Consider the following 13,982-nt stretch of genomic DNA (forward strand, 5'->3'; position numbering starts at 1 on the left):
CAACTGGAAAGGGCGCGCCCTCCAGGAGCGCGCCCAATGGCTCAGAAGCGGAAGGAGACGCCCGCGTTGACGGCGTGCCAGCTGTTGTCGCCGAAGTCGCCGTTGTAGCGAACGCTGGCCCGGACACGCGGGCCCAGGTCGAGCGAGAAGCCCGCGCCCAGACGAGCCGCGGTCTGGCCGGTCTCGAGCCCGGAGACCGTGATGGCGCCCTCCCCGGCCGAGGCCAGCCGGCCCGAGACGAGCAGAGCATCGCCCTTCAGGCGATGACGCAGGCCCAGATCCAGGTACGGCTTCAGGACATGGCCGCCGACCGTGGTCACGGCGCTGGCCGTCACGCCGGTGTCGGCGAACCAGCCCGACTGGGTCTTGCCGGCGACGACCAGGGCGAACGGATTGGCTCCGCTCTCAACCAAGCCGTCACGCTCGGCGCGCACATAGGTCACGCCGATCCTCGGGGCCAGGGCCACGCCCTGGACCTGGATCCGATAGTCGACGCTAGCGTCAGCCGTCCAGGTGGTCAGGTTGTAATCGCTTCGGGCCGAAGGCGTGGCGACGTCCAGCTTGCGCATGGTCTCCAGATCGGCCTTGTCGTAGGCCGCCATACCGTGCAGGCCGAACCGCCCCAGCGCCATGTCGGCGAAGGCGCCGACGACAAAGCCTTCGGCCTCGGTCGAGGCTCCCAGGCCGGACAGGGTCTGATCGGTCTCGACCTGGCCGACAAACGCGCCAGCGCGCAGACCTGACTCCAGGGCGTAGCCCAGGCCGGTGATGACGCCCTGGCTGTCCATCTCGGCGCCGGCGGCGCCGGTCCGAGCGTTCCCGCCGAGCTCGCCTCGGCCGCTCAGGGCCTGGGCGAAGCCGTAGAGTCCGGGCTGTTCAGGCGCGTCGAAGCGGAAGCCGCGGGTCGAGTCGATCAGCGAGAGAGCGGTCTGGGTTCCGATCTGAACGGCGGAGCCGTAGGCCTCGGGGGTCAGTTGGCCAAAAGCCTTGGCGTTCGACACCCCGTTGGCGTCGACGAGCACCGGCACCGCGGCCGTGAACGCTTGAACCGCCTGGCCCAGGCTGAGCACCTGGTTGGCGTAGGCGATGCTGGCCCGGACATTGCCGCTGTAGGCCGCGTCGTTCTGGAACTCGCCGCGGATCTGCAGCTTCTTGCCGTTCTGGGCGACGAAGCCGAAGATGCTCGACGACTTGTTGATCGTGTTGAAGCGGCCGGTGATGCCGCCGTCGGCCACGACCAGGTCAAGAACGGCCCCAGGCGTGTTGGTGAGGACGCCGGTGATGTCGATCGAGGCGCCAGACGCGATGGTCAGACCGCCGGTGACGTGGAGCAGGTCCGACGCCGTCGGCGACACTTCCAGGAGCAAGTTGGAGCCCGTCGCGAAGTTGACGTCGCCATTCACCGTCATGGTGCCCGGCGAAGCGCCCGGCGACAGGGTGCCGGCCACGTTGATGTCGGCGTTCACGGTTCCGGCCGAGCCGAAGACCGCGCCGTGCGCCACCTGGATCGTCGACTCGGAGGTCAGCACCGTGCCGGCTTGGCCGATAAGGCGCCCGCCGGTGATGGACAGCGACTTCCAGCTGGAATCGGAGGTCATCGAGACGACCCCGCCGCTGACGATCAGTTGGTCGAAGTTTTGGTACAGCGAGGCGTTGTAGATCGTCGGGGCCGCGTAAACCCCGTTGGTGCGGAAATCGAGCGTATTGCTGCCCGCGCCGCCCGAGCGGAGGCCCGAGCCGCTGGCCCCGCCGACGACCAGGCGGTCGTCGCCGCCGCCCAGGTCGACATCGCCATGGACGACGCCGAGCATGGCGAAGGTTTCGGCGCTGTCGCTGCCGTTGACCCGGGCCGTAAGCGTCGCATTGCCGTTGACGGTCGTCGTCCCGCCGTTCAGACCGACGCCATTCACGAAGGCGGCGTCCACGTTGAACACCAGTTCGCCGGCGCCTGCGGTTTCGAGGCGCTCGAACCCGCTGACGTTCAGGCTCCCGTACAGGCGCTGATTGGCCTGGGCTTGAGTCAGCGCCAAGGTGTCGGCCCCGATGCCGGCATCCACGCGGCCCACGATGCTGGCCCCGCTGCCCAACGTCAGTCGGTTATCCGCCTCGTCGAACACCACGCCCGCGGCAGAGATCAGATTGGTGTTGGCGCCCAGTTCCAGGCTGCCGCCGACGATCCCGACCGAGTCGAAGCGGTACTCGCCGCCCGTCAGGGCCAGCGTGCCCGATCCTTCGGACACCAGGTCCTGGAAGCGCAGGATCTGGGAGGCCAGCACCGTGCGGCTGTCCGAACCGCCCGACTGGACGCGCAGCAGGTTCTGGCCCGTGCCGCCGTCGACCGTCCCCTCGAACACCGCGCCGGCCGCGACGATCAGCTCGTTGTCGGAGCCGTCGAAATTGATGCGTTGGTCCGCGCCGAGTTTGCCCGCGAGCGTCAGGGCGTGCGCACCGGAGATGTTGGCGATTTCGAACCCGGTCATGCCGTTGATGGTCGAGACGGCGGTGAGGGCCAGATTCAGGGTGTCATGCTGGCCCAGGCCGCCGTCGAGGGCGCCCGACAACACCCCGCCGAGCGTCAGGTTGAGGGTGTCGTCGCCGCCGCCCAGTTTCACGCCGCCGACCAGGGCGCTGCCGATCGTCACCGTCTGGGCGCTGTTGTCGCCGAGGATCTCGACGACCTTGCCGCCGTTGTCGGTCAGGGTCAGGTTGGCGCCGTCCATCAGCTTGATGCTGTTGAAGTCCTCGGCCAGATTCAGGTTCAGCGTGCCGGGGCCATACACTCCGATCGACTCGAAGTTGATGACGTTCTCCAGCAGCGAACCGGCGCCGTCGTTGAGGCTGTAGACCACGGTGTCGTTGCCGCCGACGCCGCCGTCGATCGAGCCCGTGACCGAGCTGCCGGTGCGGGCGACATAGGTGTCGTCGCCGTCGCCCAGCAGGATGCTGCCGATCACCCTGCCGCCGTTGTCGAAGGTGTCATTGCCGGCGCCGCCGATCACGTTCGCCGTCAGATCGGCGTCCAGCAGCTTGATGTTGCCGCCTTCTAGCTGGACCGTATCGAAGGTTGCGTCCCGGTTGATGTGGAGCTCGCCCGCGCCGGAAGCCGCAAGCACTTCGAAGTTCGACGCCTGCACGGCGCCCAGGTCCTGGATTTCGCCTGCCGCCTGGACGAAGGCCAGCACGTCGCGCCCGCCGACCCCGCCGTCGACCAGACCTCCAACGGTCGAGCCGAATTCCAGCGTGAAGCGGTTGTCGGTCGAACTGGCGAAGCTGATGCCGCCGGCGACGAGGGTGGCGCCGCCGCCGACAGAGACGTTGCCGCTTGTCGCGTCGAAGGCGGTGAAGTTGTAGCTGCCGCCGTCGAAGGCCAGCGTGCCCGCGCCGGTCGCATACACGTCGTCAAAGCCGGTTAGCTGACCCGAGACGATCGTACGGCTGCTGGCGGCCCCGGTGTCGATGCGCAGGGTGTCGGTCCCCGCGCCGCCGTCGGCCTGGCCCTGGAAGACCGCGTTCTCGGCGATGATGAACTCGTTGTCGCCGCCGTCGAAGGTGATCTTCTGCCCCGCGCCGAGCGTGCCCGCCAGCGTCAGGGAGGACGCGCCCGTCACCTGCACCGCTTCGAACCCGAACAGGTTGTTGATCGTCGAGTTCGCCGTCAGGTTCAGCTTGAGGGTGTCGATGCTGTGCTGGGCGTCGTCGCCGCCGTCCAGATCGCCCGTCAGCTCGCCGCCGAGGCTCATTTCGAGCGTGTCGGCGCCGCCATAGAGCTTGACGCTGCCGGTGAAGCCGGAATCGAGCGTCACCGTCTGGGCGCTGTCGTCACCCTTGATCAGGCCGACGGTCCAGTTGGCCGTATTGGTCAGGTCGAGGTTGGCGCCGTCGAGGATTTCGAGGGTGTCGAATTTGCGGGTCAGCGCCATTTGGAGCGTACCCGGGCCGTAGGCCGCGAAGGACTCGAACTCATCGACGTCGCCGGGAATGGAGCCGGTCGCGCCGGCGAGGCGGAAGACGAAGGTGTCGTTGCCATCGCCGCCAATGATGGCGCCGAGGACTTTCCCACTTCCGATTGCTTCATACCGGTCATCGCCGGCGCCCAGGTCGACATTGCCGGTGATCAGACCGGCGTTGACGACCGTATCGTTGCCTTCATCGCCGTACACATGACCGATTTCACCCCCTGTCAGGTTGGTGAAAGCATCGTCGCCTGTCCCGAGGTCTGCATAGTGGACATGGCCGGAATTGGTGATGACGTCGTCGCCATCTTCCCCGGCCAGGCCCATCCCGATGTCGCCCGAATTCACGACTCGATCATCGCCCGCGCCCATGCCGACGTATGAGGTTTGGTACGGATCGACCGTCCCGGAATTCTCGAACACGTCGTTTCCGCCGCCGAACTTAATCGAACCCTGCACGGTGCCCGCGTTTACGATCCGCTCGACTGCATCGCCGCCCGTGAAGGCGACGCCGCCTGTCGCTACCGTTACACGATCACCCACGGCGATGTGAACCGTCAGGTCGTTCAGATGCAACGTCGGGCCATCGAAGACCCCGTTCACAAACAGCTTGGCGTCGCCGGCGGTGCCCGCCAGACGATTCAGGCGCTCAAAGCCCTTGTACTGGGCGGCGTCGATCTTTCTGTCGGCGGTCACATTCATATCGACGAAGATCGTGTCGTCGCCCAGGCCGCCGAGCACCCGTTTGCCGTCGCCCAGGGAACCCGTGCCCAGCACGAAGGCGTCATTGCCGCTTCCCATGCGGACGTCGCCCTGCATCGAGCCATAGTGCTCGAAGCGGTCGTCACCGTCGGCCAGGTCGACGTTGCCGGAGATCAGGTTGTTGTTGCGGATATTGTCGGTCGTGCCGACCGTCTGGATCGCCCCGGCGATGGTCCGCTCGATGGAGTCATTGCCAAGGTCGGACTCGGCAAGATCGACATTGCGGTCGGCGAATTCCTCTCCAACCGCGAATACGGTGTCAGCCGCGCCATGGATGTTGTGATTGTTGACGAAGTTGAACGTCTGGGTGGCGGCCTCGCCCTGGCGGCCGTTGACCAGCACCGCGGTCGAGGAGGCTCCGAGGGCCTCGATCACATCGTTATTGGTGACGTCGACCGTGCGGCCGGTCCCACCCACGCGCACGCCGAGGGCGGCGGCCAGAACGTGCTCGCCGTTCCCATCGCTGAAACCGCCGCCGTTCGCGCGGATGGTTCCGCCATTGAGGACTCGAGCGTACATATCGGGCGTTCCGGCGGCATTGACGTACAGGCCCATCCCTCCCGCTCCGGACGCGTCGATCAGCTTGGTGTTGGTGAGCTCCATGTTGCCGGCGTCGAACACGGCGCCGATGCCGCCGAGTCCCGTGGACTCCACGAATCCGCTGTTGGAAAACTGGAGAAGGCCTTTGTTCAGCCCGCCATAGACGTAGAGCGCGGCATCCCCGTTGCTCTCGGTCGGATCCTGACCCGGGCCGCTTTGCCGAATGGTGCCCGTGTTCACGAAGCTGCTCGCCACGGAGTCATCGGCGCTGGCGACGTTGGCGAACACAGCGCTGACATAGGTAGTCGATTCAAGCCAGCCGGCGTTCGTGAACGACATCGGCCGGGTGCGGTCGCCGTCGTAGGCTTCGCCCAGATGGACCGCGTAGCCCTGTGAAACAATCCGTCCGGTCGCCTCGTTACTGAAGCTCGCGAAATCCGTGCCGCCCCTGAAGCCGTAGTCGACCGCGGTTATACGGCCGCGGTTGACGACATTCAGTCCCCCCGGGACGTTGGCGACGCGAGTCGCCGACAGGCCCATGTCCGCCGTGATATCCGCCTCGTTGATGACCGTGCCGTCGCCGACGAGCGCCAGTCCGTTGGTCAACGTCTCCGACGCCTTGGCCGTGACGACCGTGCCGGTCCCGCGGGCCTCGATGCCGTGCGCCTCGAACCCGGTGTTGTTGCCGGCGTTGAGGATCGCGTTCGAAAGCTGGTTATTGGCGGTGCCGGAGAACGAGCGGCCGTAGGCGTCGAAGCTTCCCGTCCCGCCATCGATCGTGCCGGTGACGCCGTTGGTGGCTCCGGTATAGAGGAAGTAGTCGTCCGAATCGCCGAGTTTGACAGACCCATCGATGACCCCGCTGTTGACGAGGAAGTCTAGGGAGGCGTCACCGCCGGTATAGGCGACTTTCGAGCTGTTCAGGGTATTGCCCCGAAGGGTGCCCGACACGCCGTTCCGGACAACGGCGGTGCCTTCCTCAGCTATGATCCCCGCGCCGTTTTCGCTGGTGATGAGGCCCTCGTTGAAGACCTGATTGTCACCTGCGTAGAGATAGACGCCGTAGCGCCCGCCATTGATCTCCGCGAGACCGCCCTGGATGGTCTTGTTGTACAGGACACCCCCGTTCAACAGCAGGACGCCGGTGGCGTTCGAGGCGCGGCCGCCGCCCAGTCCGTTGGTCGCGCGAATCTCGCCGTTGTTGACGACCTGCCCGGAAGCGTAGACGCCGATCCCCCCGGCGCCGTTGGTTTCCGTGCCGTAGCTGACCCAGATCAGCGTGTCGTCATCGATCGTGACATCGGCCTGCCCTGCGTAAAGGGCGGGGCCGTCCGTGTTCCTGAGAGTGCCCCCCTTCGCCAGGCGCACGCTCGATGCGTTCTGAACGTCCACCAACGCTTCCCCGGTGTTGGCATCCCCCTGGATATAGCCGGAGATCACCACATCCAGCTTGCCGTCGCCGCCCTGCCCTCGCGCTTGGGAAGATGATCCTTCCAGCACGCGGATAGCGCTCTGGGTCGCATGCGGCTGATCGTCGACGATCAAACCAAGGGAGATATTGACCGTGCCGTCGCCGGCCAGGAGGAGAGGTCCGTCCCGGAGCGGCATGGCGGGTCCGCCGGGATTGGGATTGCCGAGGGTCAGGACCGTCTGATTGCCCGAGGCCTCATAGACTGTGCCTCCAGTGAACTGAACGCCGTCGGCGGACACATACTGGCGCGTCGTTGAGCTGCTGGCCTGCCGGGTCGGGATAACGTTGACGGTTCGGGTGCTCGTGGCCTGCAGCCAGGCCTGGTGGGTTCCGCCGCCGTCGTTCACGTGGCCGGTGACGACCGGGCCGCTGGCTCCGTTGACGCCCAGATTCAGGACCCCGGTCGCCTGGTCGACGCGCGAGATGTCGATGACCAGCCGGGTGTCGTCCGGCCCGAGTTCGACGTTTTCGACCTGCGTTCCTTCATCCAGGTAGACCGCCTGCTGAGCGTTCGCCGGGGCGCCATAGGCGATCGCGAGCAGCGCCGCTCCCCCGAGAAGGGCGGAACGGCTGATGGCGGGACGACGATCGACGGCGCGGAATGAGGAAAGCGGCACGGAATTCATGGGGGCTCCGACGGACGGGAAAGCGACGCCCGTAGTCGGGCTATGCGTGACCGGGAGCTATGGAGAGGATTCCGCCGCGTCGCAGGCCTCGCGCGACCAATCGACCGGTCCGCGACGAACAATCGACGAACCGGTTTCGACGGCAGGCGCCGTCCATGCCGCGCGGCGAATGTGCTGGGCGCGCGAGGTCGGGCTGACGGGAGACCCGCGGGCTTAGTCGTGTTCGAAAGCGATGGTGGCGGCGCCTAGAGCGTGGCGTCGTACCGAAGGGGGAAGTCCAGCACGGAGCGATATCCCTGGGTGGTCATCGGCCCTGTCTCCACGGTCGCGTCCTTCCCGTAGAGCGTCGCCAGGCGCTGCCGGGTGTTGCGCACCCCGACGCCGGATTGCATGGGCGCCGCGGCGGGCGTCCCGGCATGGTCGTCCTCGATGGCGATCCTGAGACGATCATTCACACGCGCGGCGGTGATTGAGAGCCGCACGGGGACATCCGCCGCCGACACCGCGTGCTTGATGACGTTCTCGACCAACGGCTGAAGGATCAGCCCGGGGACCACGGCTTCGGRGAGTTCTGGCTCACAGCTCACCGAAACCACAAGCTTGTCGCCAAAGCGCACCCGTTCGACATCGAGATAGTCGCTGATCGTGCCCAGTTCCGCGTCCAGGCTGACCGCGTCAGAGCCGCTGGTCATCAGCGTAGCCCGAAAAAAAGCCGACAGCCGGTTCGTCATCTCCTCGGCCTCCTTAGCGCGCCCGACAAGGATGAGGGTGCTAATTGAGTTGAGCGCGTTGAATAGGAAGTGCGGCGCCAACTGAAGCCGCAGCGCCTCTAGCTGGGCCGTCTGCGCCGCGAACTTGGCCTCGAATGCGGCGCGGCGAGCGATCATCAGCGTTACGGCCGCCGCGAAGAACCCGAACATCCAAAGATAGATGGCGACGTTGATCATCATCTTGATGTCGGTCGCCTGACCATTGGGATCGAGGCGCACGAGTTCAGGAACCGAGTTCGGACCCAGCATGATCCGCATAAACTGTGAGGCGACCCAAATATCGAGCCGAGCCTGCGTCAGCCCCAACACGACGACCGACACGGCCGCCACCGCGAATTTGATGATGGGCGGCCAGTTCCTAGTCGCCAGAAGCACCGCGTTGAGGACGAGCGTGAGCACAAGACCGTGAGAAGCCCAGACGAGGGCCATGGGCCAGCCGGAGGGGTTCAGCCCACACTCGATCGCTATGAAGCACAGCCAGGTCAGGCCGGCCAACAGCAGCGACTCCGTCCGCGCGGTCCAGTTCGCCGGCTTCCACATCACGGGCACCCCGAAAGCCACGCCACCGGTATGGGGGCCAACTGATCTTGCCGCAGGAGCAATCTCCGCCCCCAATGAATTTCCCGTAATCTCAATTGTGGGCTTTGCCGGCGAAAGTCCGCGGCGCCATTTGCCAGGGTTCGGCAAACTGGGTCCGACATCACGAACGCGGCGTGCAGCCGCAGCACGTCGTTCAGGGCCAGTAATGCGTCGGCGGGCAAGGGTGGCAGATCCTCAGCTCTGATCTGCGCCTGCGTCGCGTCGCTGGCCTTTAGAGCTGGACGCCGCGTGAGTGGATTTTCGCGCCGAGCAGCCCGACGTGGGCGTTCGTACGCGCTGATTGTGGGAACGATTGTTTGGCAGAGTTGCGCAGCAATCGTCGAAAGACGGTTCCCCTGACGGTGAAGACTCAACGTTTTAAGCGATGTTTTTGGAGATTGGCGCACCCGACACGATTCGAACGTGTGACCTTTGCCTTCGGAGTCGCTTTGATAGCGATTTCAGCTCGTTTCAAGGCGGTGCAGATTATTTCTATCATACTGAAAAACATGGATTAAACTCGTTTCAGCTTGAGCGAGGGAGTCTCATCTTGTAGCGTCGCCACTGCCCCACTAGCGCCCCTCAAACGGAGCCGTGGGAGCGGAGGCGCTACCCATGGCCACGAGTGGCCCCATCACAACGGATCGTCAGGTTTCGGCATTGAAGCCCAGCGAGCGGACCTATGAACTGGCGGTGTCAGGCGCGCGGGGACTGATCGTGCGGGTCTTCCCAACGGGAACGCGGTCCTTTGAATTTCGGTATGTGTCGCTCAACGGCAAGCGGAAACGGATGCCCTTGGGGTCCTATCCGGAGCTTGGTCTATCTAGAGCGCGCGACCTGGCCGGCGCGCTTCGCGTTCGCGTCGTCAATGGCGACGATCCCGCCCAAGAAAGAACCGAGGCGAAGATTGCCGCCAGGACAGGCGAGACACTGGCCGAGCTGGCCGAGGCCTATTGGGCCGCCGCCGAGCGAGGGCTGCATGGCGGTCGAGGCCGGCCAAAGACCGCCAACACGCTGCGCGCCGAAAAGAGCCGCTGGAAGCGCTATCTCGTTGGCGAGCTCGGAGACGTGAAATTCACCGAACTGAAGCGGAGAGACATCAAGGCGTTCATGCGCCGGTTGGCGGTGGGCCACGATCTGGCGCCAGATTCTGTGGCGTCGATCGGCCGGGTTCTATCGGCCCTCCTAGCCTTTGCAGTTCATGAGGAGCGGATCGACGCCAATCCGGCCCATGGCGTGACGCGCCCCTTGGCCCTTCGCAGTCGCGATCGGCTCTTTGATGACCAGGCCTTGGCCAAGATATGGACGGCCCTGGTTCTTGCTTCAGAGCCGCGCATCCGAGGTGAAGACCGACCAGACAAGCATGCGCGACTGGAGCCCTCAACCTCGCTGGCACTAGGATTCGCCTTGCTCACGCTCTGTCGTCGCGGTGAGGTCGCGGGTGCTCGCTGGCCTGAAATCGACGAGAACGCACGCATCTGGACCATTCCGGCGGGGCGGATGAAGGCGCGCCGCCCTCACGTAGTGCCCCTTTCAGATGCGGCGCTACGCCTTCTAAGAGAGGCGCGCCTGTCCTTCGGGGTCAAGGAGTTCGTATTCCCTGCCCACGAAGACCCTAGTCGGCATGTTTCCCCGGATGTCATGACCCGGGCCCTAGCGCGACTTTGTCAGCGCCATGGCGTCAAGCACGGCACACCCCATGATTTCCGTCGCAGCGGCGCCACTACGCTAACGAGCGAGCGCTACGGCATACGACGCTTCGTGGTGGCGAAGATCCTGGCCCATGCCGCTGATGACGGCGCATCGGCCATTACCGCCGTCTATGATCGCAATGACTACCTCCCGGACAAGCGCGTAGCTTTGGCGGCGTGGGCGGATCACGTGGTGGGACTTATCAATCAGCCCGCAAGACCCAGCGGAAATGTCATTCCCTTTGCTAACTGCAGGAGATCTTGAGATAGAAATTAACACACCCTCCCCTTCCGATACTTTTGTTACCATATCGGATTTTGTTGGCATGTATTGCTGCAAAGATGACGACAGGCGCTTTAAGTACTATTTCGGATCATCATGGGCCGAATTGCTACCCAGTCGTTTAATTACTATTTTTATAGCAAACATATCTGCGCCATCTTTGCTATTATTCAGCCTAATTGCACTTATCGTCTACGCTATCGTCCCGACACCATTTTCGCTCGCCACTGTGGTTGCGATTGTGGTTGCGACCGCCGCCTGCATGGTCTTCGCAAGAAGGAAACCAGACACACCGCGCAAAATCTTAGCGCGCAATGAGGAAAAAGGACTGGAACTCGGGCTACTGTTCATCCTGCACGAACGCCTGAAGAGTGGCAGGCTTATCGCTTATCAGGCCCGCAGAGGAAATAAGAGCGAACCCTATAAAGGGTTGGACAAGCGCCATTGGAATGCAAATTTCGGATGGCTGGGCTTATTAGGGCCTGAAATTCCTTCATATGCCCATCAATCTAAAGAACTAGACTCGAACTATCATGACATTTTTGTAAAACGGTCCGATATCGATTCAGGTCTATTCGCTAGAGAGCGTTTACTTATAACTGCCGCCCTTAAACCAAGCAAGCTCGTTACCTGGACCAAAGACGAACGAGAGACGCTCCTCGCCTTCATTGAAGAGCTTCGTGCCTCGGACAGGAGGCTAGCGAGGGGTTTTCTCTATCTTGAAAAATACTGCAGCGAGTTGGCTAGCGGCAAAACCCGCGAGCAAGCGCTCGCCATTGTTTGCAGAGTCGAGCCGAAGGTCCGTGAAAACATCCGCAACTCCGTTACCGATCAAATCCAAAGAGGGGCCAACGAAGCGTTCAACAAACGATTGAAGAAGGGCGTCTTGGCTCTAATAGACCGTAATATATAGGGTTTTTGAACTATTTCCGCGCAATTTCCGTTGTGCGCTTGACCAAATTCCCCCTATCGCCCAAGCCGATATGGAGCTGCGATCGCCTCGTTCTGAAACACGAGGCGATACCATGCGACTCCTCCGACTCCCTGAGGTGATTAAGACGATCGGCTTCGGCTCCCGCACCACAATCTGGCGGGCTGTTCGAAGCGGCCATTTCCCCGCCCCCGTCATCGTTGGCAGCAATTCGATCTGTTGGCGCGCCGATGAGATCGAGGCGTGGGTCAACGCTCTACCTCGGCGTCGTTATGGCGCGGATGCGAAAACCCAGGGCGAGGAGGCTCCGCGATGAGCTCTTCAGGCGTCCTAAATGCAATCCTCGCCACCTTACCGCGCGTCAGGCACCGGCTACCCACCCACCAACTCATCCGCTTCATGAATAAGGATGGCGGCAACTGCGTGTGCTTGGTCGTTCGCTGCAAAGTTGGCCGGGAGCGCCATATCGCCTTCGTCAGCGTCGCGGGATCGCCCAGTCGCCCTGCGGCCAACATCGAGGGACTCGCCTCGTCGGTCTTCCGCGTTATGGGCGCTCCGACCGCCTCGCCCGTCTTCTGGAACGTTGACCGGGATGAGTGGGATGACGGCATCACCATCCATCGCGTTGAATTCCTCTCCCTGATTGATGGAAGGCTTTCAGGACCCAAGTGGATTCCCGAAACGCTTCCCTGTGCGCTTGCAAAGCAAATTGCGCGCGCCGGGCCTAAGATTTCCAACGAGACGCCCCCTGCCGGCGGCCGACAATGAGAGCGACGGAGCGCTTTCAGCCTGCCGGAAGCTTCGCGATGGCAGTGAATTCAACAGGCCAAAGCAGTGAAAAATCTATCCGAAAATTGGGGGAGGTAGATCCAGACCATTCGCACTGCCCTGCGGCGAGCCAGAACGGCGCGCGGCGCGTGCGCACCGCATGCTTGGAGTTCTCCAATGCCGAAGGAGCCACGAAAACAGGCTCTTATATGTGTGCGGACCGCGTGCGCCATGGAGGCCGTTCATGAGCCGGGTAAGTCTCTCCCTGAGGCTGACGCGAGCCCAGGACGCAGCGCTCCGGCGCTATGCCGACTCTCACGGCGTCGTTCGCTATCAGGCGGCAATCCGCGCCGTCGAGGCCGGTCTTGCCGCGCTCGTCGGCGGCGGGCCAACCCACTCAGACCAGCCCAGCGCTGAGACCGCCGACGCGTTGGGCGAACTGATCGTCAGGGTCCGCCGGCTCGAACAGATGACGGACCGCACGCTGTTCACCAGCGCCGCCGCCTACCAGTTCTCGCGTAAGGCCGCGCTTCGCGGAGAGTCCGATCCGGCCAAGGTCGATCAGGCGCTCGGTGAAGCAGCGGGCGAAGCCTATCGTCGCCAACGCGATCTGGCGCGAGGCGAGCCATGAGCCCAACGCCCCTCAAAACCGGTCAGGGCCTGATCGCTCACAGCCTTGGCGCCGCGCTCCGGCGTTGGCTGGCCTATGCGCGGATTGTGGCGGTCGCGGCGGCGGTCATGTCCGTCACCTCGATCCTGCACCACGTGCCCGCGCCCTCTCGCGACCTAGCCGGCGTCTACGCGCTGGCAAGGTTCAAGTTGTGGATAGCGGAAGGGCGCCCCGTGGCGCCGACCGTAAGCTTGCAGACGCCAGACGGCCCAGCCCTGATCTCGGCCAAGAGCATCGCTCGATCGCAGGAATTCCAAGAAGCCAGCCGCGCCGTCGTCATCAACGCTACGGGCGGCGCCTTGGCCGGCACCCTGCTGGGTGGAGTGCTTAGCGCCATCTGGGCCTATTGGATGGAACGTCGGGGCCAAGTCGCGGCCCGCGACCGAAAGCTTCGCGGCTCAGCGGTCGTCTCGGAAAGCGCTCTGGCGCGGTTGACGGTCAAACGCGCGAGCCGATCAGCACTCTATATGGCGAGCGTGCCGCTTCCCGAGGACTTAGAGACCCGGCATGCCGCGCTGATCGGCTCGACGGGCTCGGGCAAGACCACGGCCTTGCGGCAACTGCTCGACGGGATCGAGCGACGCGGCGACAGCGCCATCGTCTACGACACCTCCGGCGAGTTCGTGGCTCACTACTACGACCCGGCGCGCGGCGACGTGATCCTCAATCCTTTCGATCAGCGCGGCGCGTTCTGGAATCCGTTCGATGAGATCGCCCACCCGGCCGACGCCGACCGCATCGCCGCGCAGCTGATCACCGCCAAGGAGGACAACGAGGGCGATGTCTGGACCAGCACGGCGCGCCTCCTGGTCGCCAACATCATGCGCGCGCTGTGGCGTGAGGGCCGGGCCGATCTGCCATCCTTGCTGGCGGCGCTTCAGGCGACCAGTAAGGCGGACCTGAAGGTCTGGCTCGCTGGCAGTTCGTCGGCGCGGACC

The 13,982-nt window shown here is 64.0% G+C and carries 8 protein-coding genes; 6 read left to right on the forward strand and 2 right to left on the reverse strand.

Annotated elements, in window-relative coordinates:
• Positions 1-41 precede the first annotated feature (41 nt).
• A complete protein-coding gene (locus AC1DZ6_RS00140; protein WP_477095166.1) occupies positions 42-7,352 on the reverse strand; it encodes a hypothetical protein in 7,311 nt (2,436 codons plus the stop codon).
• Between the two features lie 245 nt (positions 7,353-7,597).
• The gene (locus tag AC1DZ6_RS00145) at positions 7,598-8,617 is read right to left on the reverse strand and encodes a sensor histidine kinase (protein ID WP_477095167.1); all 1,020 of its coding nucleotides are present in this window, start codon (positions 8,615-8,617) and stop codon (positions 7,598-7,600) included.
• 699 nt (positions 8,618-9,316) lie between these two features.
• Here AC1DZ6_RS00145 and AC1DZ6_RS00150 point away from each other — a divergent pair.
• From AC1DZ6_RS00150 to AC1DZ6_RS00175, 6 genes are all read left to right on the forward strand, one after another.
• Positions 9,317-10,657, forward strand: coding sequence for a tyrosine-type recombinase/integrase (locus AC1DZ6_RS00150; protein ID WP_477095168.1), 1,341 nt, complete (start codon positions 9,317-9,319; stop codon positions 10,655-10,657).
• Positions 10,623-11,588: a hypothetical protein gene (locus tag AC1DZ6_RS00155; RefSeq protein ID WP_477095169.1), complete on the forward strand. Its 966-nt coding sequence runs from the start codon at positions 10,623-10,625 to the stop codon at positions 11,586-11,588. Before AC1DZ6_RS00150 ends, AC1DZ6_RS00155 begins: the two co-directional genes overlap by 35 nt.
• Before the next feature lie 112 nt (positions 11,589-11,700).
• Positions 11,701-11,922, forward strand: a complete 222-nt coding sequence (locus AC1DZ6_RS00160) for a helix-turn-helix transcriptional regulator (protein WP_477095170.1) — start codon at positions 11,701-11,703, stop codon at positions 11,920-11,922.
• Positions 11,919-12,374 (forward strand): hypothetical protein, encoded by a 456-nt coding sequence (locus AC1DZ6_RS00165; RefSeq protein WP_477095171.1) that lies wholly within the window; start codon positions 11,919-11,921, stop codon positions 12,372-12,374. The genes AC1DZ6_RS00160 and AC1DZ6_RS00165 overlap by 4 nt, the downstream gene beginning before the upstream one ends.
• 244 nt (positions 12,375-12,618) lie before the next feature.
• Positions 12,619-13,005, forward strand: coding sequence for a hypothetical protein (locus tag AC1DZ6_RS00170; RefSeq protein ID WP_477095172.1), 387 nt, complete (start codon positions 12,619-12,621; stop codon positions 13,003-13,005).
• Positions 13,002-13,982: type IV secretion system DNA-binding domain-containing protein (locus AC1DZ6_RS00175; RefSeq protein WP_477095173.1), on the forward strand; the 981-nt coding region annotated here is incomplete at its 3' end. The genes AC1DZ6_RS00170 and AC1DZ6_RS00175, both read left to right, overlap by 4 nt.

The sequence above is a fragment of the Caulobacter sp. P1_B12_2 genome (assembly GCF_056406675.1).

Excerpts from the sequence above, each read along its gene's own strand:
- AC1DZ6_RS00140 (WP_477095166.1), bottom strand. The coding sequence starts at position 7,352 with ATGAATTCCGTGCCGCTTTCCTCATTCCGCGCCGTCGATCGTCGTCCC.
- AC1DZ6_RS00150 (WP_477095168.1), top strand. The coding sequence starts at position 9,317 with ATGGCCACGAGTGGCCCCATCACAACGGATCGTCAGGTTTCGGCATTG.
- AC1DZ6_RS00155 (WP_477095169.1), top strand. The coding sequence starts at position 10,623 with ATGTCATTCCCTTTGCTAACTGCAGGAGATCTTGAGATAGAAATTAAC.
- AC1DZ6_RS00160 (WP_477095170.1), top strand. The coding sequence starts at position 11,701 with ATGCGACTCCTCCGACTCCCTGAGGTGATTAAGACGATCGGCTTCGGC.
- AC1DZ6_RS00165 (WP_477095171.1), top strand. The coding sequence starts at position 11,919 with ATGAGCTCTTCAGGCGTCCTAAATGCAATCCTCGCCACCTTACCGCGC.
- AC1DZ6_RS00170 (WP_477095172.1), top strand. The coding sequence starts at position 12,619 with ATGAGCCGGGTAAGTCTCTCCCTGAGGCTGACGCGAGCCCAGGACGCA.